This window comes from Spongiibacter pelagi, from assembly GCF_014705705.1.
Classification (GTDB): domain Bacteria; phylum Pseudomonadota; class Gammaproteobacteria; order Pseudomonadales; family Spongiibacteraceae; genus Spongiibacter; species Spongiibacter pelagi.
On sequence record NZ_JACXLD010000002.1, the window covers coordinates 281527 to 302211 of the forward strand.

Annotated in this window: 21 protein-coding genes; 20 read left to right on the forward strand and 1 reads right to left on the reverse strand. The window is 51.0% G+C overall.

The genetic code is table 11. From position 1 onward, the window contains the following. The first annotated feature begins 50 nt into the window (after positions 1-50). From fliG to IB286_RS05460, 20 genes are all read left to right on the forward strand, one after another. Positions 51-1040 carry a flagellar motor switch protein FliG gene (gene fliG, locus IB286_RS05365; RefSeq protein ID WP_190763255.1) on the forward strand — a complete coding sequence of 330 codons (990 nt, stop codon included), beginning with the start codon at positions 51-53 and terminating at the stop codon, positions 1038-1040. A gap of 8 nt (positions 1041-1048) precedes the next feature. Beyond that, on the forward strand, positions 1049-1792 hold the full coding sequence (locus IB286_RS05370; protein WP_190763257.1) for a FliH/SctL family protein: 744 nt from the start codon (positions 1049-1051) through the stop codon (positions 1790-1792). Positions 1793-1794: 2 nt separating this feature from the next. Continuing rightward, a complete protein-coding gene (fliI, locus tag IB286_RS05375) occupies positions 1795-3153 on the forward strand; it encodes a flagellar protein export ATPase FliI (RefSeq protein WP_190763259.1) in 1359 nt (452 codons plus the stop codon). A 96-nt stretch (positions 3154-3249) separates the two neighbouring features. After that, on the forward strand, positions 3250-3699 hold the full coding sequence (gene fliJ / locus IB286_RS05380; protein WP_190763261.1) for a flagellar export protein FliJ: 450 nt from the start codon (positions 3250-3252) through the stop codon (positions 3697-3699). Between the two features lie 207 nt (positions 3700-3906). Then, positions 3907-5211 carry a flagellar hook-length control protein FliK gene (locus tag IB286_RS05385; protein ID WP_190763263.1) on the forward strand — a complete coding sequence of 435 codons (1305 nt, stop codon included), beginning with the start codon at positions 3907-3909 and terminating at the stop codon, positions 5209-5211. 270 nt (positions 5212-5481) lie between these two features. After that, positions 5482-5949 carry a flagellar basal body-associated FliL family protein gene (locus IB286_RS05390; RefSeq protein ID WP_190763265.1) on the forward strand — a complete coding sequence of 156 codons (468 nt, stop codon included), beginning with the start codon at positions 5482-5484 and terminating at the stop codon, positions 5947-5949. A 10-nt stretch (positions 5950-5959) separates the two neighbouring features. Continuing rightward, positions 5960-6907 carry a flagellar motor switch protein FliM gene (locus IB286_RS05395; protein WP_190763267.1) on the forward strand — a complete coding sequence of 316 codons (948 nt, stop codon included), beginning with the start codon at positions 5960-5962 and terminating at the stop codon, positions 6905-6907. 12 nt (positions 6908-6919) lie between these two features. Then, positions 6920-7306: a flagellar motor switch protein FliN gene (gene fliN / locus IB286_RS05400; protein WP_190763268.1), complete on the forward strand. Its 387-nt coding sequence runs from the start codon at positions 6920-6922 to the stop codon at positions 7304-7306. 19 nt (positions 7307-7325) lie between these two features. Beyond that, entirely contained in the window at positions 7326-7832 is a 507-nt protein-coding gene (locus tag IB286_RS05405; protein ID WP_190763270.1) for a FliO/MopB family protein, read from the forward strand. Next, positions 7829-8608 carry a flagellar type III secretion system pore protein FliP gene (fliP, locus tag IB286_RS05410; RefSeq protein ID WP_223826133.1) on the forward strand — a complete coding sequence of 260 codons (780 nt, stop codon included), beginning with the start codon at positions 7829-7831 and terminating at the stop codon, positions 8606-8608. Before IB286_RS05405 ends, fliP begins: the two co-directional genes overlap by 4 nt. A 9-nt stretch (positions 8609-8617) precedes the next feature. Continuing rightward, positions 8618-8887, forward strand: coding sequence for a flagellar biosynthesis protein FliQ (gene fliQ / locus IB286_RS05415; protein ID WP_190763272.1), 270 nt, complete (start codon positions 8618-8620; stop codon positions 8885-8887). Positions 8888-8904: 17 nt separating this feature from the next. Further along, a complete protein-coding gene (gene fliR / locus IB286_RS05420; protein ID WP_190763274.1) occupies positions 8905-9678 on the forward strand; it encodes a flagellar biosynthetic protein FliR in 774 nt (257 codons plus the stop codon). 9 nt (positions 9679-9687) lie between these two features. After that, on the forward strand, positions 9688-10815 hold the full coding sequence (gene flhB / locus IB286_RS05425; RefSeq protein WP_190763276.1) for a flagellar biosynthesis protein FlhB: 1128 nt from the start codon (positions 9688-9690) through the stop codon (positions 10813-10815). A gap of 30 nt (positions 10816-10845) precedes the next feature. Beyond that, entirely contained in the window at positions 10846-12954 is a 2109-nt protein-coding gene (flhA, locus tag IB286_RS05430) for a flagellar biosynthesis protein FlhA (RefSeq protein ID WP_190763278.1), read from the forward strand. A gap of 33 nt (positions 12955-12987) precedes the next feature. Further along, positions 12988-14277: a flagellar biosynthesis protein FlhF gene (gene flhF, locus IB286_RS05435; RefSeq protein WP_190763279.1), complete on the forward strand. Its 1290-nt coding sequence runs from the start codon at positions 12988-12990 to the stop codon at positions 14275-14277. Between the two features lie 62 nt (positions 14278-14339). Next, a complete protein-coding gene (locus tag IB286_RS05440) occupies positions 14340-15170 on the forward strand; it encodes a MinD/ParA family protein (protein WP_190763281.1) in 831 nt (276 codons plus the stop codon). Beyond that, entirely contained in the window at positions 15167-15895 is a 729-nt protein-coding gene (locus IB286_RS05445) for an RNA polymerase sigma factor FliA (protein ID WP_190763283.1), read from the forward strand. The genes IB286_RS05440 and IB286_RS05445 overlap by 4 nt, the downstream gene beginning before the upstream one ends. 51 nt (positions 15896-15946) lie before the next feature. Further along, positions 15947-16447, forward strand: a complete 501-nt coding sequence (locus IB286_RS05450; RefSeq protein WP_190763285.1) for a DUF2802 domain-containing protein — start codon at positions 15947-15949, stop codon at positions 16445-16447. Between the two features lie 332 nt (positions 16448-16779). Further along, positions 16780-18261 carry a hypothetical protein gene (locus IB286_RS05455; RefSeq protein ID WP_190763286.1) on the forward strand — a complete coding sequence of 494 codons (1482 nt, stop codon included), beginning with the start codon at positions 16780-16782 and terminating at the stop codon, positions 18259-18261. Positions 18262-18480: 219 nt separating this feature from the next. Continuing rightward, positions 18481-19281, forward strand: coding sequence for an OmpA family protein (locus IB286_RS05460; RefSeq protein ID WP_190763288.1), 801 nt, complete (start codon positions 18481-18483; stop codon positions 19279-19281). A 78-nt stretch (positions 19282-19359) separates the two neighbouring features. On the opposite strand, the gene IB286_RS05465 is transcribed toward IB286_RS05460, so the two are convergent. Then, positions 19360-20682: an ATP-binding protein gene (locus IB286_RS05465; RefSeq protein WP_190763290.1), complete on the reverse strand. Its 1323-nt coding sequence runs from the start codon at positions 20680-20682 to the stop codon at positions 19360-19362. Between the last annotated feature and the right edge of the window lie 3 nt (positions 20683-20685).

Genomic DNA, 20685 nt, shown 5'->3' on the forward strand with positions numbered 1-20685 from the left:
CGGCAACGTCTGCGCCTCAATTTCCACAAGCTGCAGGAAATAGTGAACCTATGATAAGTGGAAGTGAAAAAGCCGCCCTGTTATTGCTGATGTTGGGTGAAGACCATGCTTCCAATGTATTGAAGCATGTCAGTCCTGCAGTGGTAGAGAAAATTGGCTTGGCCATGGCCAATGTGAACCGTGTGGATAAAGCACGGGCCGCTAATGTGGTTGCTGAGTTTAATTCAGCACTGCAAGCAGAAACCCCGCTGGGCATTGGTGTACAGGGTTATGTGCGCAAGCTGTTCACTACGACCTTGGGTGAGCAGCAAGGCGCGAATATGGCCGACCGGGTGTTGGGCGAAGAAGAAATTCGCGAGATCGACTCTCTGCGCTGGTTAGAGCCAGAAATGATTGCACGTATGCTTGAGGATGAGCATCCGCAAATTATTGCCATCACCCTCGCGCATATGGAAAACGAACAGGCCGCCCAAGTACTCAAGCATTTTCCAGTAGAGGTACAAGACAATATCGTATTGCGCATTGCCAATATGAAAACCATTCCCCAGTCGGCCATGAAACAGCTTGAGGAAGTGCTGCGCAAGAAACTGTCGATCACCACCAGCCTGAAAAAACGCAATCTGGATGGCCCTCAGGCGGCGGCATCGATTATCAACGGTTTGGACACCGCCTCTGAAACCCGTATTTTGGAAACCGTGGCCAAAATCGATACGGCACTGTCTGACCGTATTCACGAGCTGATGTTTGTGTTTAGCAATCTTTCTAGCTTGCCCGACAAATCCATGCAAATGCTGTTGCGTGAAGTGTCCTCTGATTTGCTACCTGTTGCCCTCAAGGGGGCCGACGGTGCGGTGCGCGAGAAAATCCTCGGCAATATGTCTAAGCGCGCCCGCGAAATGCTGGAAGAGGATATGGATACCCGCGGGCCAATGAAACTAAGCGATGTTGAATCCGCGCAGAAAGAAATTCTGGCTATTGCCAGAAAGTTGGGTGAGAGCGGCCAAATTGAACTGGGCCGTGGCGGCGACGATTATATTTGAGTTTTCTTATGACCGAGGTTTTTCAGGCCTTTGTGCCACGTAAAATCGAATTGGACGATGAAGCGAAAACGCTGATTCCCGCCGAAGATGCTGCCAATTCTGCGCCGCAATTTAGCGATCCTGATATTCAGCGCTGGTTGCCGCCAGTGCTGGATGGCAGCTTTGTTCCGCAAACTCATCAAACGGTGTTTGTGGCCCAGAGTGGTCAACAAGCTCCCGCTGCAACTCCAGAACACGATTTTGAATCGCTAAAAGAACAGGCTTACCAAGAAGCCTTTGCTCAAGGTCTGGCCGAGGGTGAGGCGCAAGCTAAGGCAATTTTGGCGGAGCAATGTCAACGTCTGCAAATGGCGATGACGGCACTGCGCGAACCGCAATCCGTTATTGATGCCCAACTGCAAGAAGAGTTGTTGCAGATGACGGTGGCACTGGCTAAACAATTGCTGCGCGCTGAGCTCAGTATTCAGCCTGAGCGTTTGAAAAGTATGATTGAAAAATCGATCAAGCAACTGCCAGTACTGAATAAAGAGTGTCAAATCTATCTCAATCCTAACGATCTCGAGGTCATGAACGAGGTGTGTGCCGGCAGCGAATCTGAAGCGGCGCAAAAACCGGATGGGTGGCAATTTATTGCCGATGCCTCTTTAGGTCAGGGTGGCTATCGTATTCACAGTGGTGACTCTACCTTGGACGACAGCATTGAAACCCGTTTGGCTGGCTTATTGGACAGCCTGATGAACGAGGATCAATAGGCATGTCCGAACGCAGCCAAGCCTTGAGCCAGGTGTTTAGAGAATATCGCCAGCGCCTTAATCAGAATAGCCAAGTGCCCACGGTAGAAGGGCAGTTGAAACGCATTGTCGGCACAACCCTCGAAGCGGTGGGTTGCCGCGCCCCTCTGGGTGGTTATTGCAAAGTGGAAACAGTCGACGGTAGCTGGCTGGAAACCGAGGTGGTTGGCTTTAGTGCCGACAAAATCTTATTGATGCCTACCGGTGAGTTGCGCGGAGTTACCCCCAATGCACGCGTTGTTCCTCTGAGCAAGGGTTCAGACGCGCCGATGGGCGATGCGCTTTTAGGCCGTGTAATTGATGCCTCGGCCAGACCGCTGGATGGAAAAGGCCCGCTGCAGTGCGCAGAACACCGCTCTCTTAACGGCAAGGCGATTAATCCACTGACCCGCAAACCGATTCGCGAGCCATTGGACACTGGTGTTAGAGCGATTAATTCACTGCTCACGGTGGGTCGCGGTCAGCGTTTGGGGCTATTTGCCGGCAGTGGCGTGGGTAAAAGTGTGTTGCTGGGCATGATGACTAAGTTCACCGATGCCGATGTGGTGGTAGTGGGTTTAATCGGTGAGCGGGGTCGGGAAGTTAAGGAATTTATCGACGAAATTCTCGGCGAAGAGGGTTTGCGTCGATCAGTGGTGATTGCCACTCCAGCCGATCATCCACCTCTGATGCGACTGCGCGGCGCGCAATTGGCGACGACCGTAGCTGAGTATTTTCGTGATCAGGGCAAGCAAGTTTTATTGCTTATGGATTCATTAACCCGCTATGCCCAAGCCCAGCGGGAAATTGCTCTGGCTACCGGTGAGCCCCCAGCCACCAAAGGGTATCCGCCTTCCGTATTTGCCAAATTGCCCGCACTGGTTGAGCGTGCCGGTAATGGCGAGGTGGGCGGCGGCTCGATCACCGCATTTTATACGGTGCTGGCAGAGGGCGATGATCAAAATGATCCCATCGTAGACTCTGCGCGGGCGATTCTAGATGGCCATATCGTACTGTCACGGGCATTGGCGGATTCTGGTCATTATCCGGCGATTGATATCGAAAAATCGGTCAGTCGAGCGATGAATGATATTACCGATAAGCCTCATCAGGTTGCGGCTCGCCATTTCAAACAAACCTATTCGCTCTATCAACAAAACCGGGATTTGATCACCATTGGCGCTTACCAGCGCGGTGCTGATCCGCGTTTGGATGAAGCGGTTCGTCTGTGGCCCAGCGTGCAGAAATTCTTGCAGCAGGATTTTGATCAGGCCGAAGGCTTGGATGGTTCATTAGACAAGCTAGGCCGGTTGGTTGGTGAGGATGCCGAGGTGGCTTACTAGCGTGGCAAGCTCTGAGCCAGCAGAATGCGTAAATCCACGGATAGCCTGTCGGCCCTTTAGAGGAGATAGTGGGGTATCTAAAGGAGTGGTAGCGGCATGAAAAAATCCCAACGAATGAAAACCGTTCAGGCGATTGCGGATCGTGAAGAAGAGGCTCAGGCCCAACTGCTGGCTCGTCTTCAGCTTAAAGTGGAACAACAGCAACAAAAGCTGGCTGAACTCCGTCAATACCACAAAGAGTATTCACAAGCGGCGACGGTCGACCGCCGTTGCAATGTAGATTTGAATTTCCTGCAGGAAAATCGTCGTTTTCTACAAAACCTGTCCAACGCTATCCAAAGCCAGCAATTTGCCGTTAAAGATGCTGAATTGGCGGTTAAAAAGCAGCGTCAGCGCTGGATTCAGGCGCGTTCACAATCCATGAGTCGCAATGCCTTAACCGAGCGCTATCTCGACGCAGAGCGGCGTGAACAGGATCGAATCGAACAAAAAGTTATGGATGATATGAATAATCAGCGCTTTGTGTGGCAACACAGCCACGCCTGATTGTTTTTTCCCTCAGTTCTACCTTTCTTCTAATCTCATTCTATGCCGCTGAATCTGTGTGTTAATTCTGCGGCGAATGTGTTTTTACCCTGATCGCTGTTCTATCTAACATCTGGCATAAGACTTGCTAAATACTGTTCATAAGCCCCAAAGCGACAAAATCTTGCCGCTTTGATGGGGCGCTTAGGTAAGGAACGGGATATGGCGATGACAGGTTCAATCAATGCTCATCAGGGCTTAAAAGACGCTCTGGATATTTTTAGTTCGCTCAGTGGGAATAGTGGCGTGGGCAAACTCGCCGCTGGCCAAGAAAGCGCAATGCCGTTTAATGAGCTGCTTGCGGCACGTCAGATCAGCCTGCTCGATTCCGAAGCCCCCGGTTTTCAACATCTCACCGGCAATGCCCTGGCCAAATTAAGCGCCCAGCTTGAAGGTCAGGACTCTAGCTTAATTGAGTCAAAACTGGTCGACCCTAAATTATTGACCCAACTTTCTAGTGAGTTGGAATCCAGTGAGGAAGACTTGCTGGGTGAAGAATCTGATGCCGCTGAAAATCTAGCCGTCGCGACACTGGGTGGATTATTGGGGATGGGCGCTAACGCGCTGCCAGAAGTGAAGCGTTTATCACCCGATCAACTTATGCAGGCCTCTGCGCTTGAACGACTTTCCACTAGCGGATTTACCTTGGCGGGTAATAGCCAACATGGCCAGTTTGGCGATATGGCAAATTCCGCGGGTGAAGGTGACGATTCTGCCGATCAGTCGCTACTGAAATCACTGGGCGGCAAAGTCGAGGGTGGCGTGTTTGGCTTTGAAAAATTGCCCAACGAGTTACAGACCAAAACGGCGGCTGGACTAGCGTCTGGACTAGGTGATTCTGCCGCGAATTCCACCGTAAAAATGGACGCAGCGGTGGGAGATTTTTCCCAATTATTGGATGATCAACAAAATAGCCTGACGGCAATTCGCGACCGCGTTGGCGGGCTGACGGAAACTAAGGCACTGCCCCAATTTACTATTTCTGAAAATGCCTTGAATGATCCCGCTTGGGATAAAGCCATTTCAGCGCGGTTGAATTGGATGGGTAGTCAAGGTGTCGGCAGCGCGGTACTGCGTTTAAATCCCCAGGAGTTGGGGCATATTCAAATTGATTTGAAAATGGATGGCAGTCAGGCCAATGTGCAATTTCATGCGGAAAGTGCCGACACCAGTGAAATGATCGAGCGCTTAATGCCTCGACTGCACTCGGCCTTTGAGAGTCAGGGTATTAAGCTGGATCAGGTCAAGGTGAACCATCAGCCAGATTTTGCCAGCGCCGGCTTCCAGTCCTCTCAGGATAATGCGGCTCAAGCTCAGGCCCAGTCTCAACAGCAATCTCAACGACAATCTCAAGAACAGCAGTCTGGCGCGGGTGGGCGCGGGCAGGCGGCGGGTGCAAATGGCACTGAGCTCGGTGATACGAGCCGACAGCTAGATATTCAGCTTAAGCCGGGTGTGGATTATTACGCCTAGGCAATCTGATTTAATCGCAATATCTATGATCGGTGCCGGAGTTGTCCGGCATCGGTTTCCTTCCTAGATCATGGCTCCTTATTAGATCCATTAGGTGACGCCATTTAATCGTCAGATAACGCTTGCCAATTTTTTGTCTCTGGCAATCCTGTATTTCGTAACATATTGATAAGTAAGAAAAAAATATTGTGGCATAACAATTGCTGAATTCTGTGTGAAAACGCCTTCTGGGGCGGATTTTTGACACATACAGGACTCGGACGTTATTCCATGAAAAACAAAATTATCCTTATCGTCATTCAAGTGGTGTTGGTGCTAGCCGCCGCCGGTGGAACGTGGTGGTTTACCAGACCAGATGCGCCAGAGCCTGTTCCCGCCGAGGGGGAGGAAGCCGCTGACGCTGCGAATAAACCGTTGGCCAAGCCTGAATATATTTCGATTTCTCCCTCTTTTGTGGTCAACCTGCAAGACACTCGCCCCATGCGCTTTTTGATGGTTGAAGTTGAGCTTATGAGTCGGCAAACCGGTGCCAAAGACACCATTGAGGAATATCTGCCCGGTATTCAACACGGCCTCAATATGCTTTTCAGTGCTCAGACCCAAGAGACTATTTCTACCGCAGAAGACCGCGAAAAACTCCAGCAAGCCTCGGCTGACAAGGTCAATGATCTGCTTGAGTCTGAAGGCCAAGAAAGATTGGTCGATGCCGTTTATTTCACCAAGTTTGTGGTGCAGTGAGGTTACTAGCGTGAGCGGTGTTCTTGAGCCAGAAGAAATTGAAGCGCTGATGAGTGGTAACGCCGAAGAAGGCGAGAGTGCCCAATCGGCGAGTGGCAAATTCGATTTTGCCCACCACGACTATGCGGTTCAGCGGCTGATTCCAGCGCTGTCGCTGATTCAGTCGCAATTTGCATCGGCGGTTAGAGATCAGTTGCGCGGCCTGGTGCCGGTGGTGGATGCGGTTCGCACTGATCGTATTACTGTAATGAAGTTCGAAGAGCTGATGGGCGTACTTGAAGCGCCGTGCAGTATTTCGGTAGTGCGCGGTATGCCGCTGAACAGCGGTTTGATTATCGCCTTTGAATCCGACTTGGTTTTTCAGCTAGTTGATCTGTATTTCGGTGGTACCGGTTCCAGCCAAGTGGAAAGTCGCGAGCAGCTTTCTACGGCCGAATCCGATCTGATGGAAATGCTGCATTTGCAGTTGCTGCCAGATATTTCTGAGAGCTGGAAAGGTGTTATGAGCGACAAGCCGGAGCTGGCACTGCTGTGCAGCGATCCGCGTTTGCTCGACGGCTTTAACGAAGCGGACTCACTGGTCGCAACACGCTTTGAAATTAGTATTGGTGAATTCAGTGGCGGTTTTTGGTCGATTGTACCCTGGAGTGCCATTGATGCAGTGCGGGATTCACTAGGGGAAAACAAGCAAAACCGTGGTGTGGATAACGCCCAGTGGCAACAGGATATGGTGAATGGCCTTGAGCAAGCGCCGGTGGATGTTGTGGCGGTACTGGCGGAACTAAGACTAAACCTAAAGCAAGTTGCCAATTGGAAGGCGGGTGATTTTATTCCGCTAGCCAGTGTGGGTGAGGCCAATCTGAAAATTGGCGATACCCCATTCTTTAGCGCCCACCTCGGAAGCCGAGACGGCAATCTGGCATTGCAAATTGACCGGCTGCTCTACGAAAACGGATAGCGGGAGACGGCGATGAGCGATCAAGAACAGCAGAATCACGAACAAGCCACTGAACAGTCACCAGAAATACCAGACTCAAAAGTCAGTGAACAACAAACCAAAATGGCTCAGGCCGCGATCAAGCAAGGGTTAAACAAAATGACGGGCAATATGAATCTCGACAAGATTATGGATGTAAACGTCAATGTCTCGGTAGAAGTAGGGCGTGCCCGCATGAGTATTCGCGAGCTGCGCGAACTCAATCAGGGCGCCATTATCGAGCTGGATCGTGCAGCGGGCACACCGCTGGACGTGCTGGTAAACGGCACCTTGGTAGCCCGAGGTGAAATTGTGGTGGTGAAAGAGAAATTCGGCATCATGTTAACCGAGGTGGTTAACGATGCTGAGCGCGAAGACTAAATCATAAAGCGGAGCGACGATGAAAATAGCGAATATCAAGTTGGCGCACGCACTTTTGTTCGGCGCTATGTTTGTCTCAATGCCGGTATTTTCTGAGGCAAGTTCAACAAATTCAGTTGAGAAGGCCACGCCCGTGGCGGCTCAATCGGTAGGCGTGGGTGCTGCCGAATTAAGTCAGACTATTGTTGGCTTGGCGGCTATCGTTGGCCTGCTATTTTTAGCCAGTTTCTTGATGAAGCGCTTTAAGCTGGTTCAACCGTCTGCGGCGGGTGAAGTGAGTGTCGTTAGTCAAATTCCGCTGAGCGTGAAAGAAAAGCTGCTCGTACTGCAAATTGGCGATGAAAAAATTCTGGTGGGCAATGCCGCTGGCAATATGCGTACTTTGCACCGCTGGGCGTCTCCGGCTGAGCAGCAAGATTCCCTGCCCAAAACACCGGTATTTGCCCGCTTACTCAAAAACACCACTCTTGGCGCAACTGCAAATACCGTAACAGCGCTGAAAACCCCAACGGTGGAACAGCCATGAGCCAAGATAGAACAGCCATGAGCGTCTTGAAAACAGCCTTCAAATCGGTATGTCTGCTCGGCGCACTTGTGTTACCCGTTATCGCTCAAGCTGAGCCACTGTCCATGTCTGCGGTAAGCAGTGCTGTCGGTGCCGATGGTACGACCGAATACAGTGTATCGCTGCAGCTATTGGCGATCATGACGGCGTTGACCTTGCTGCCAGCCTTGTTGTTGGGAATGACCGCTTTTACTCGGGTAATGATTGTTTTGTCGATTGTTCGTCAGGCGCTTGGAACCGGTCAAACACCGTCTAATCAGGTGCTGCTAACCCTCGGTTTGTTTCTGACTATTTTTATTATGTTTCCCGTGGGTGAACGCGCTTATAACGAAGCGATTCAGCCGTATATCGCCGAGGAAATGCCATTCCAACAAGCGGTAGAAACCGGCTTTGCGCCGTTCCGTGAATTTATGTTGGCCCAGACTCGTGAAGAAGATATTGCTCGCTTTGCCGACATCACCGGCAAAGGAACCTTTGATAAACCCGAAGATGTGCCGTTCTCCATTCTGATGGCTTCGTTTATCACCAGTGAATTGAAAACCGCATTTCAAATTGGCTTTCTGCTGTTCATCCCTTTTGTGGTGATCGACTTGGTGGTGGCCAGCGTGCTGATGTCGATGGGTATGATGATGTTGTCGCCAATGATGATTTCACTGCCGTTTAAAATCATGTTGTTTGTACTGGTGGATGGTTGGGGGCTGCTGATGGGCTCGCTGGCGGCCAGCTTCTATCGCTAGGGGGCAAAGATGACACCAGATACTGTGATCGAAATTGGGCGTCAGAGCATGAATGTAGTGGTGATGTTGTCTGCGCCACTGCTATTGGCGGCGCTGGCGGCGGGTCTGTTAATTGGTATGTTTCAGGCGGCCACGCAAATTCAGGATATGACTCTGAGCTTTATCCCAAAACTGGTGGTGCTGGTTATTGTATTGGGCTTGACAGGCCCGTGGATGATTCGGCAATTGATTGATTACACCCAACAATTGTTTGAAATGATTCCCACCCTGGTTTTTTAAGGCTGAGGACGAATCGGATGACTTTCACTGAGGCACAAATCATGGCATGGCTGGCATCGGCCTGGCTGCCATTTGTGCGTATTGGTGGAGCCATGATGACCGCGCCATTATTCAGCGGTAACACCATTCCTCGTCGAGTACGGCTGATGGTGGCTTTGTTTGTCACTGCGGCGGTGCTGCCTGTTTTGCCGCCCTTGCCGGCGATTAATCTGCTGGGTTTTCAGGCCATATTGATGGCGGCCAGTGAGCTGGTGATTGGCTTGGCCATGGGTTTTATTATCCAGCTGGTGTTCGACGGCATCATTTTAGGCGGTCAGTTAATCGCCAATGGTATGGGCTTGGGCTTTGCGATGATGGTTGATCCCCAGCGCGGTATTCAAGTGCCGGTGTTATCCCAATACCTGCTTATTCTGATTATGTTGTTGTTTGTTTGCCTGAATGGCCATTTGGATTTTCTCAATCTGCTGATTCGCAGCTTTGAATATTGGCCTATTGGTCGCGCGCCATTCAGTGCCGACCAAATGTGGGCGGTGGCTGCTCACGGTACGGATTTATTCGCCGCGGCGGTACGGGTGGCTATTCCAGCAATTATTGCTTTGCTGGTTGTGCAACTGGCGGTGGGTGTCGTCAGCCGCGCTGCGCCAACACTGAATTTGTTCGCGGTCGGTTTTCCATTGGCGATGCTGGTCGGTTTTCTGGTGGTGGATCAATTGGTGCCAAATCTGTTGCCGGTGCTGCAGGCCATGTTGGATTCCGCTTCATTCACAGTACAAGGCCTGCTGGGTCGATAGGGGGACACTGTGGCTGAGAACGAAGACGGACAAGAACGCACTGAAGAGGCATCCGCCAAGAAACTGGAGGATGCCCGAAAGAAAGGTCAGGTACCGCGCTCCAAAGAATTGGCGACCATGGCGGTAACTGTGTCCGGTGCCTTGGCCTTATTGTCTTTTGGCGGTCAGCTTGCTCAGCAAACTGAAGCCATGATGGTTCACAATTTCTCTGCGGAATATATTGTTTCGACCCAAACGGCGGAGTTGCCCGGTAAGTTTTATGAGCTGCTGGTGGCGGGCATTATCTCCATGTGGCCGATTCTGTTAGTCGCTATTTTGGCGGCGATAATTGCCAATACCGTATTGGGTGGTTGGACTTTTAATCTCAGCGTAAAGCTGGATCGACTCGACCCCATCAAAGGCGTGGCTAAACTGTTTTCCCTGCGTAGTTTGGGTGAACTGGCCAAGTCGATTCTGAAAATGAGCTTTATCGGCTTTGCCGCCTGGCTACTGCTGAAATTAATGGCTGAAGATATTCTGGCGCTGGGTTTGCAGGACCCGGTTGAGGCGATAGTGAGTAGCGCCTCTTTGCTGGCGTGGTTTTTCTTTTATATCAGTTTGCCGCTGGTGGTCATTGCAGCCTTAGACGTGCCTTGGCAGATTTGGAATTACAAAAAAGAATTGCGCATGACCAAGCAAGAGCTGAAGGATGAGGCCAAGGAGTCTGATGGCCGTCCTGAAGTAAAAGCCAAGTTGCGCGAGATGCAACAAGCAGCGGCTAACCGTCGCATGATGGAAAAAATTCCTACCGCTGATGTGGTTATCACCAACCCAACTCACTTTGCGGTAGCGCTGAAATACGATGAGGCGCGGATGCGTGCACCAACGCTGGTGGCAAAAGGCGCGGACGTACTGGCTTTTAAAATTCGTGAAGTGGCGGGTGAAAACGGCGTGACCATTGTGGAGTCTCCACGACTGGCTCGTGCGGTGTACGCTAGCGTAGATTTGGATCGGGAAATTCCCGGTGGCCTGTATTTGGCGGTAGCTCAAATTCTGACCTATGTTTATCAGTTGCGTAGCTGGCAGACCATGGGTGGGGATTATCCACAACAGCCTCAGCCCGAAATTGATGATATTTATCTGAAAAATTTGTTGTAGACCGGGTAATTCCGGCTAAGAGAGACATTCATGGCAGCACAGAGCATTACATTGCCCGCATGGACTCGCAACCTCAGTAGCAGTGGGGCGGGCGTACTTATTCTGCTGATTGCCTGTTTGGCCATGCTGGTTGTGCCGCTGCCCCCCTTCGTGCTTGACCTGCTGTTTACCTTCAATATCACCCTGTCATTGGTGGTGATTTTGGCGGTGGTTTATATCGAACGCCCTATTGATTTCTCGGTCTTTCCAACCGTGCTGCTATTGACCACTTTGCTGCGTTTGTCGCTAAACGTGGCCTCAACCCGTGTGGTATTGCTGGAAGGTCACACCGGCCCCGGTGCGGCGGGTAAGGTGATTGAGTCCTTTGGTGAATTTGTTATCGGCGGTAACTATGTGGTCGGTATTGTGGTTTTCATCATTCTGGTTGTTATCAACTTTGTGGTGGTTACCAAGGGTGCTGGCCGGGTTTCTGAAGTAACCGCACGTTTCACATTGGATGCGATGCCCGGTAAGCAAATGGCGATTGACTCCGATTTGAACGCCGGTCTGTTGACCCAAGAACAGGCTGCCAAGCGCCGTGAAGAAGTGCGCACCGAGGCCGACTTTTACGGCTCTATGGACGGTGCCAGTAAGTTTGTTCGCGGCGATGCCGTGGCCGGTATTCTTATTCTGTTTATCAACGTGCTGGGCGGCCTCGGTGTGGGCATTGGTCAGCACGGACTGAGCTTTGCTCAAGCCATGCATAACTACACGCTGCTGACCATTGGTGATGGTCTGGTTGCCCAATTGCCTTCATTGCTGTTGTCTACCGCTGTCGCGATTATCGTGACCCGCATTTCTCGCTCAGAAAATATGGGCCAGCAAGTTTCCGGACAAATGTTTGGCAACCCTCAGGTGCTGTACCTAACCGCTGCGATTTTGTGCTTGATCGGGGTCATTCCCGGTATGCCCAATTTGGTTTTCTTGCTGCTCGGTGGTAGCTGTGCCGGTATCGGCTGGATGATTCAACAGCGCCTGCGCAATCATCCTGAAATTGTTGAAGAAGATGATGAAGCGGCGCCCATGCTGGCGGCAAATCACGAACCCACTGAGCTGAATTGGGAAGAAGTGACGCCCATGGATGTGGTGAGTTTGGAAGTGGGCTATCGCTTGATTCCACTAGTGGATCGCAATCAGGGCGGTGAATTGATTGGTCGCATTACCGGCGTGCGCAAGAAAATGTCTAAGGATTTAGGCTTTCTTATTCAGCCCGTTCATATCCGCGATAATTTGGAATTGCCTCCTTCCAGCTACCGCATTCAATTACTGGGCGACACCATTGCCCAAGGCGATATTCAGTCTGGCAAAGATTTGGCGATTAATCCCGGCGGTGTTCAGGGTGACCTACCCGGCATTGTGACCCGTGACCCCGCATTTGGTATGGAAGCGGTGTGGATTGATTCCAGTCAGCGTGACTACGCGCAAACGCTGGGCTACACCGTGGTTGATGCTTGTACCGTTATCGCCACTCATCTGAGCCAAGTTGTAAAACAACATGCTCACGAACTGCTAGGCCATGAAGAAGTACAGCAATTGCTGGATCGTCTCAAACAAACCGATCCCAAATTGGTTGAGTCACTGGTGCCACAGCAATTGCCACTCAGCGTGGTGGTTCGGGTTCTGCAAAACCTGCTGAAGGAAAACATCTCGATACGTAGTATCCGCATGATCGCCGAATCTTTGGCGGAGCAAGCGCCAAGAACCAAGAACCCTGACGAATTATTGGAAGGGGTTCGGGTCGCGTTGGGACGCATGATTGTTCAGGAAATCAATGGCTTAGCGGACGAAATCCCTGTTTCGGCACTAGACCCAGAGTTGGAACAGATGTTGCAGGATATGCTTCGAGGAGCCAATGGCGCGGTCGGTTTAGAGCCGGGCATTGCAGAAAGACTGCAAACCCAGCTAGCCGAATTTACTCAGCGCCAAGAAATTGCCGGTCAACCGGCGGTGGTTTTGGTCTCCCCGGCAATACGTGCGTGGGTTTCACGGTTTACTCGCCGCAGTGTGCCAAATTTGAATGTGCTGTCTTACAACGAAATACCTGAGAGCAAGCAAGTACAACTACTTGCCACCATAGGACAGCAGCACTTATTGAATTAGAGGGTGTGACGCGGTTTGTCACAGGAGCGAACGATGAATGTAAAGAAATACCGAGCGGCAAACAGCGATCAAGCCATGCGAATGATCCGCCGTGCCCACGGCTCCGATGTGGCAATCCTCGACTGTTATAACGTGCCCGGTGGTGTGGAGGTGGTGGTAAGCCTCGATGAAATCAGCACAGCGCCGCTCGAACTTCCCAATTCCCAAGCTAGCTTTAAAGCTCACATGAATGAGGCTCGCGAACACGAGGCTCAGGCGGACAGTATTTCTTCAGCTGCAGCTAAAGGCGGCGAACAAAAAGCCAATGCGATTCGCGCTCAGTTAAAGCAGCAGATGGGTGACGACGCGCGTTCGGATAATGCAGTTGAGCGTCAAACGCCTCAACTAGCTTGGTCACAGGATCAAGAATTGCTGGCGATGAAACAAGAATTAGCCGCTATGAAGTCGATGCTGTTGGGGCAATTAAAAGAACAGGATTGGCATCAGGCTTCACAGAAGCAGCCGGCTCAGCGCGAATTAAACCGGTTTATGGAAGCGATCGATCTCGACCCTGCAGTTGCCAGAAATATTGCTAAGGAAATTCCAGAGCAAGAAGATATTCGCTTGCAGCGTGAAATGTTGAAGGCGTTACTAATTAATAAATTGCCGATTATGACGCCGCCCAGCCGTGGCGCGATTGCCTTTGTCGGCCCTCAAGGGGCAGGTAAAACCACCACTATTGCGAAAATAGCCACCCAGCATGTGATGCGTCACGGCCGCGATGATATTGCTATTTTAACGGCGGATATGCATCGCGTAGGCGCCCAAGAGCAATTGCGGGCCTATGGCAATATCCTACAAATTCCTGTGTATAGCGCAGCCAGTAATGAAGAGGCGGCAAAAACCTTCCGCTTACTGCAGAACAAATCACTGGTGTTAGTGGATACCACTGGCTTGTCTTTTCGTGACAAGGCGGGCCTTACTGAGCTTGAAAATCTGCTCGGACAATTGCCCGGCGTAAATCGCTTTTTGGTATTGCCGTCCGATAGCGAAGCCTATGTGCAAAGTGAAATCATCAATGCCTACAGCGCGCTGTCACCCAGTGGCGCAGTATTAAGCCGACTAGACGAAACTATGCGCTTGGGCGCGTCTTTGTCCAATTTGATTCAACACCGCCTACCCGTAGTGTGGTGCAGTAATGGCCCTAAAGTCCCTAATAATTTGTCCTCTGCAAATGCAGAGAAGTTGGTCAATCTGGCCATAAAAATGGCGCGGCCCTTTGAGGTTTCTCAATCTAAAGAGACAACCTCCAAAGCCAGCGGCAGCTTTAATGCCTTTTGTTGAGTTGAGCCAAGTTTGATTTGCACGATAGCGTAAGAGCCTTAAGAAAGAGAGAAGAGCGATATATGAGCAAGCCGGTAAAAGTTATCGCCGTTACCAGTGGTAAGGGTGGCGTGGGCAAAACCAATGTGTCGGTGAATCTCGCCTGCCAATTAGCGAGAAAAGGCCAGCGTGTTTTGCTGATGGATGCCGACCTTGGCTTGGCTAACGTGGATATTATGCTGGGCCTGCGCCCCAAGTGGAATTTGGCCCATGTGCTCGATGGCCAGTGTGGTATCGACGATATTCTGATCAAGGGGCCAAACGGTATTGATATTATTCCGGCGGCTTCCGGTATTAAAAAAATGGCGGATTTGGGCGCTGATCAAAACGTGGCGATTGTAAATGCCATGAGTGCACTAAGTGCGGATTACGACACCATGATTGTAGATACCGCCGCAGGTATTGCGGATAGCGTGGTGACCTTTAGTGCCGCTAGTCATTACGTGCTAGTCGTGGTCACCGATGATTTAACTTCGATGGCTGATGCGTATGCCTTGATTAAAGTGATGCACCGCGATGCCGGGATTCGGCATTTCAAGATTCTGCGCAATATGGTGGAAACCCGCGAGCAGGCGGTGGACGGGTTTAAGCGCCTGCAAGAAGTGGCGCAGCGTTTTCTCGATGTTAATTTGGAATACACCGGTTTTATCCCTCGAGATCCTTTGTTGATCAAAGCAGATCATGCACAAAAGGCGGTGTCGGAGTTGTATCCGGGGGCGAATGCCTCGCTGGCCTTTCGTACACTGGCGGAAACCGTTGAGAAATGGCCGTTGCCGGTTGGCGCTAAAGGCGGCGTAGAGTTTTTTGTCGACCGAGTTGTTTCTGCAAATTCAGCAATGGGAGCTGCTGTTTGAGCCATCACAACGCATATCTCGATGTTCAGCACGGTAGCCGTGAGCAGCTAGTTCACCAGCATGCCGGATTGGTAAAGCGTATTGCCTACCATATGGTGTCCAGATTGCCGGCTTCAGTTGAAGTGGATGATCTGATTCAAGCTGGAATGATTGGTTTGCTAGAGGCTGGGAGTAACTACAGAGCTGGCCAAGGCGCAAGTTTTGAGACTTTTGCTTCGATTCGTATTCGCGGCGCTATGCTGGATCAGCTCCGCCATGATGGTTGGGCACCTCGATCTGTCAGTAAAGGCCTGCGTGATATGGGCGATGCCGTTCGCCGCATTGAAAGCCGCGTAGGGCGAGAAGCTCACGGCAATGAAATCGCGGCTGAAATGGGCATTTCGCTGGACGAATATCATCGTTTGTTACAAGACACCAGCTCGGTTCGCTTATTTAGCTTGGATCACTTTGGTGAAGATGGCGAAGAGACCCTGGATATTACCGATGAGGAGAGCGCAACTCCGGCTGAGGCGGTAATGGAGGAGGGATTTCAGTCCGCCTTGGCAGAGCAGATTGATGGCTTGCCCGAGCGAGAAAAATTGGTGATGGCCTTGTACTACGACAATGGCCTTAACCTTAAGGAAATCGGCGAAGTGTTGGAAGTTAGTGAATCGCGGGTCTGCCAGATTCACAGCCAGGCGATTGTACGTTTACAAAGTCGTTTGCGTGACTGGGTTGCGGCCTAGATTGTTTTTCCTAGATCAATGCAGCGCTATTGAATACATCAGGAGACGGTAATGGATATTAACCAATGGCTTAATCAAATTTCTGCCAGTCTTACTCAGCTTCAAACTCACGAGCTTATCGGTGGCTTGGTTGTATTAAGTGGTGTGGCGGTGCTGTTATTCAGTATTCATCAACGTCGCATTGTTATTCCGTGGGTACAGCGTCAATCAGGCAGAAAGCAGGCGGCCATTAACAAAAACAGAGGTAACGCCGGAGCTGAAAAAAAAGCGCCTTTGAGCTTGGAGCAAACCGTAGCCGCATTGCAGCAGCGCTTGGATTGGCAAAATACGGCCATTAGCCTGATGGGCGAGCGCATTCTTGCTCTTGAAGAATACTTGGAGATGGTTGGTAATCGAGCACAGTCAGATAAGTCTCGCCTAGATGAGCGTCAATATCATTCCGCAATCGCGTTATTGGAACAGGGTGCGGAGCTTTCACAGCTGGCCAAACAATGCGGTATTTCTCCATCAGAGGCAGAGCTTCTCGCAGCCCTTCATCGAAAATCAGCCTGAAGTGTGTTTTCTAGGCTGACTCATACTCTAGATTTGTTCATCAAAGTGTCATTAAAACCCCGCAACTAAAGCGGGGTTTTTATTTTTCAGTTAGATAAATGTCTTATTTTAAGTACTTGCTATAGAAGGCTGAAAATGCACGAAAGGTGTATTGGGTGACATAGTGGAAAAGATTTCGTGCAGCTAGACAAAAATGGTTAGAAAGAAATTTAAACTGTGATACGCTCCTCTTTCCGCAATGCGTACTATTACGTATTATCAGGACTGGGAAATAAAAACATTAGATCTGGGCTAACCCGGACTTTTATAACAATCCGTCTGGAGGACATGCTGTGAAAACGCGTTTCAAACAAAAATTATTGGCAGTGGCTTTGGCCTCTGCTTCTACAATTGCGGTCTCCGGCCCGCTGCAACCCCTAATCGACCCACTGGCTGACGCACTTGGCGGCACTCCGCTTGAGCCCGTTGTTGGTGTTCTGACTACCGTAGATGGTGCTCTGGCTGGTGCCGGCGGTGATTCTGCGGGTGGCCCAACTGGTACGCCTCTGGATGCTGCGCTTGCTCCATTAATGGACGCGGCTGGTGGTTCAGGTGGTTCAACTGGCCCAACTGGCACGCCTCTGGATGCAGTTCTCGCTCCTCTGGCTGATGCGGCAGGTGGTGCAGGTTCAGGCGGCTCAACTGGCCCAACTGGCACGCCACTGGACGCGCTTCTCGCTCCTCTGGCTGATGCTGCAGGTGGTTCAGGTTCAGGTGGTTCAACTGGCCCAACTGGCACCCCTCTGGATATGTTACTCGCTCCTCTGATGGAAGCTGCGGGTGGTTCAGGTTCAGGCGGTGGCAGCTCTTTTGGCCCAGAAAGCCTGCTGCTGTTGACCGATGCTGTTGATGAACTGCTGAACGACGTTGCTGGTCACGATGGTGTGACTGATGCAGTGACCGATGTTGTTGACGGCCTGATTTCAAATCCAGAAGGCACTCCAGTTACTCTGCTGGGTGTGACTTCTTCTCTACAGCTAGCAATTACTGATCTGTATTTGAATCTGATGGCGGTTCTGGGTCAAGACGATCCATTGTCTCCTGTGATTGCCCAACTTGCTGGCCCAATCGGTGAAAACAACCCACTTAAAGATCCACTGGCCGATGGCCTAGCGATGATCTTTGGTGGTTCTGGTAGCGGTTCTACTGGCGGCGGCGCTTCAACTGGCCCAACAGGCACCCCTCTGGATGCGGTACTTGCTCCGTTGATGGATGCGGCTGGTGGTTCTGAAGGTGGCACCGGTGCAGGCCCAACTGGTACGCCTCTGGATATGATTCTTGCTCCTTTGATGGAAGCAGCGGGTGGTTCAGGTTCGGGCGGTTCAACTGGCCCAACTGGCACACCACTGGATGCGGTACTTGCGCCTCTGGCTGATGCGGCAGGTGGTGCAGGTTCAGGCGGTTCAGCTGGTCCCACTGGCACACCACTGGATGCGGTACTTGCGCCTCTGGCTGATGCCGCAGGTGGTGCAGGTTCAGGTGGTTCAACTGGCCCCACTGGTACGCCTCTGGATATGCTGCTTGCTCCGCTGATGGACGCTGCTGGCGGTTCAGGTGGTTCAACTGGCCCCACTGGCACTCCACTGGACATGCTTTTAGCTCCACTAATGGATGCTGCGGGTGGTTCAGGTGATTCTGCAGGTGGTCCTACCGGTACGCCTCTGGATTCTGTTCTGGTAATCATCCTCGCTGCTGGCGGCGACTCTAGCGGTGGCCCAACTGGTACCCCTCTGGACATGGTTTTGGCGCCACTGGCTGATGCCGCAGGCGTTTAATCCCGCCATTAATTAAGCGTTTTACAGCTTAAAGCCAACCTGAAAAGGTTGGCTTTTTTGTTTCAGCGCTGTGTGCGTTTGCTTTGAAATACCTTGTGGTTTATGCCACTCTCCTATGAGAGAGGACTTCTTTGCGATGTTTATAAGAATGATGTCAATTTCAGTGCGGTCTTCATGTTAAAACGAGCTGGGTTAGCCGCAATTTCAATGCTGCTTTGCATGCAGATGCAGTCTGCCAATGCCCAGGTTATCCCTGCGGGTATTATCGACGGCAGCTTGGGCGGCCCATTTACCGCTCCTAGTGCGGGTGGCTCGGTGTTGGGTGCACCAGCCGATGCAGGCTTGACGGATGTGGGCAGTGTCTTCGGTGGTTCTTTTGATGGCTTTAATTCCGGTCAGGATATTCTTTTATTAGGCGCGCCATTAGATGGAAGCGACAGCAATACAACTGACCCGAGCCAAGTCTTGCTCGATGGTAATGATGGTCAGTTAGTCATGGACTTCCTGCAAAATACCGATATTGAAGGTGCGCTGATTACACCTGAAGTCACCACGATTATGTTGCCTACAAGTAAGTCTTTGTCGTGTACAGACACTGATCACGATGGTGTTTGTGATGAAAAAGATTACTGCCCCGATACCCCGACAGATGCGGTTGCGTTCTTCTGGGGTTGTCATATTAGTTTAGATCACGCCCTGCCACTTAATGGGGTGGAGTTCGAGCAAGCTAGCGCAGAATTAAAAGTGAATGCGGTGCCCGTGTTGCGTAAATTGGCGAGCTTTCTCAAAGGCAGCCGTGAGATTCACGTGCGGATTCGGTATCTGAAAGGCACAAGTGACCGAGCCTCTGACGAACTTATTGATCTGCGATTGGCAAGCATCAAAAACTTCTTGTTGCGTGAAGGTGTCGATTCGCAGCGCTTCGAACTTGCGATTCGTGACAAAGACGTGTTGAGCAGCACTACGGGTGAAATGTACTCAACAGATGTTTACGTTGATGTAAAAATGTTGGCCAAGTAGTACGAGCTAGTTAGTAGTAACTCGTTGCAATAAGTAGCTTTAATAAGCCGCTGTAGCAGGTAGTAAACCGCTTGGAGTTTAGGTGGCTGCAGCTTTAAAGCGTATGGCTATCCGGCAGCCACCTAGTTTTGATTTTGATATTTTCAATTGGCCCTGATAGCTGTCTATCACTTCCCTAACAATTGACAGTCCCAAACCCTGTCCCTGTCCGTATTGATCGCCGCGTCGTCCTCGATCCAATAATTTCTCGGCCTGTTCCTCACTGATGCCAGGGCCATCGTCATCGATAAAAATCCAGTTGTCCTCGCTGGAGATGCGGATGTTTTTCTGACATGCCTTGCAGGCGTTATCCAGCACATTGCCGAACACTTCAAATAAGTCCTGCTCATCCGCGGCGGCTTTAAAATCAGTGGCGAGGGCGAGTTCAATCGCCAAGTCTTTTTGATGGTAAACCTTGAGCAAACTATTTGTGAGACTCTGTAACAGCGGATACAAGGCGGTGCCTTGTTGTAGAGCGTGAGGGCCGGTGCTGACCGCGCGATTAAGCTGATAGGTGATGATGTTTTCCATACGCTCAACTTGCTGCTGGCGTACATTGGAATCGTCGGCGTTAGTCTTAAGAACGGCGAGTGGAGTTTTAAGACTGTGGGCGAGATCGCCCAAGGTATTTCGATAGCGTTCGCGTTGTCGCTGCTCAGTTTCCAGCAGTCGGTTTAGGTTTTTTGTCAGGCTGGATAATTCCCGAGGGTAACTGTTTTCTAAGCGCTGACTTTCACCGCGCTCCAGTCGCACTAGATCTTTGGCTAAACCGCGTAAAGGTTTAAGCCCCCAGTACAGTAAAAAGCTACTCAGCAGCACCGAGAAAATTAATACCAGTGTTAACCATAATCCGAGCTCTCGGCGAAAATGGTTTAGTTCTGACTGAAAGGTGTCTCGCTGGGCGTATAAGGAAATAAGTAGTGGTATTTCTTTACCGTCTTCGGTTTCCCATATAGCTAAAAACCGATAATAAAAAAAAGCGTTTTTATCTAAATGGGTTTGTCCAAACAGAGCTTGGCCGGGAGCTGGGTTGGGTAGGCTAGCTGAGAGATCGACAGTGTCCGCAGACAGGGATCGCCAAACTGACTTGCCGTCATTGTGAATCTCGCCATAAAGGCCAGACCGGAATTGCCAGAAACGAGGCTCTTTAAGGCGGTCGGCCATTTCAATTCGGCCCTCTCGCCACTCCATTGCTCCCAATAAACCAAAAAATTGCAGTTGCAGGCGATCCTGCTCGGCGTTGAGCAAACTACTGTAAAAAGCGCGTTCAATGGCAAAGCCGGTTATTGCCAGCAGAATAGGCATGGACAGCAAGGTTGCGGTAAAAAGCCGCCGACTGATGGAGCTGGGCCGTTTTGCCATCAA

Bases quoted from the DNA above. Each gene is read 5' to 3' on its own strand.
- fliQ (WP_190763272.1), top strand. From the start codon at position 8,618: ATGACACCAGATACTGTGATCGAAATTGGGCGTCAGAGCATGAATGTA.
- IB286_RS05460 (WP_190763288.1), top strand. From the start codon at position 18,481: ATGCAGATGCAGTCTGCCAATGCCCAGGTTATCCCTGCGGGTATTATC.
- IB286_RS05465 (WP_190763290.1), bottom strand. From the start codon at position 20,682: ATGGCAAAACGGCCCAGCTCCATCAGTCGGCGGCTTTTTACCGCAACC.
- fliI (WP_190763259.1), top strand. From the start codon at position 1,795: ATGTCCGAACGCAGCCAAGCCTTGAGCCAGGTGTTTAGAGAATATCGC.
- fliN (WP_190763268.1), top strand. From the start codon at position 6,920: ATGAGCGATCAAGAACAGCAGAATCACGAACAAGCCACTGAACAGTCA.
- IB286_RS05370 (WP_190763257.1), top strand. From the start codon at position 1,049: ATGACCGAGGTTTTTCAGGCCTTTGTGCCACGTAAAATCGAATTGGAC.
- IB286_RS05390 (WP_190763265.1), top strand. From the start codon at position 5,482: ATGAAAAACAAAATTATCCTTATCGTCATTCAAGTGGTGTTGGTGCTA.
- fliG (WP_190763255.1), top strand. From the start codon at position 51: ATGATAAGTGGAAGTGAAAAAGCCGCCCTGTTATTGCTGATGTTGGGT.
- IB286_RS05440 (WP_190763281.1), top strand. From the start codon at position 14,340: ATGAGCAAGCCGGTAAAAGTTATCGCCGTTACCAGTGGTAAGGGTGGC.
- IB286_RS05385 (WP_190763263.1), top strand. From the start codon at position 3,907: ATGACAGGTTCAATCAATGCTCATCAGGGCTTAAAAGACGCTCTGGAT.
- fliP (WP_223826133.1), top strand. From the start codon at position 7,829: ATGAGCCAAGATAGAACAGCCATGAGCGTCTTGAAAACAGCCTTCAAA.
- IB286_RS05405 (WP_190763270.1), top strand. From the start codon at position 7,326: ATGAAAATAGCGAATATCAAGTTGGCGCACGCACTTTTGTTCGGCGCT.
- IB286_RS05450 (WP_190763285.1), top strand. From the start codon at position 15,947: ATGGATATTAACCAATGGCTTAATCAAATTTCTGCCAGTCTTACTCAG.
- fliR (WP_190763274.1), top strand. From the start codon at position 8,905: ATGACTTTCACTGAGGCACAAATCATGGCATGGCTGGCATCGGCCTGG.
- flhA (WP_190763278.1), top strand. From the start codon at position 10,846: ATGGCAGCACAGAGCATTACATTGCCCGCATGGACTCGCAACCTCAGT.
- fliJ (WP_190763261.1), top strand. From the start codon at position 3,250: ATGAAAAAATCCCAACGAATGAAAACCGTTCAGGCGATTGCGGATCGT.
- flhF (WP_190763279.1), top strand. From the start codon at position 12,988: ATGAATGTAAAGAAATACCGAGCGGCAAACAGCGATCAAGCCATGCGA.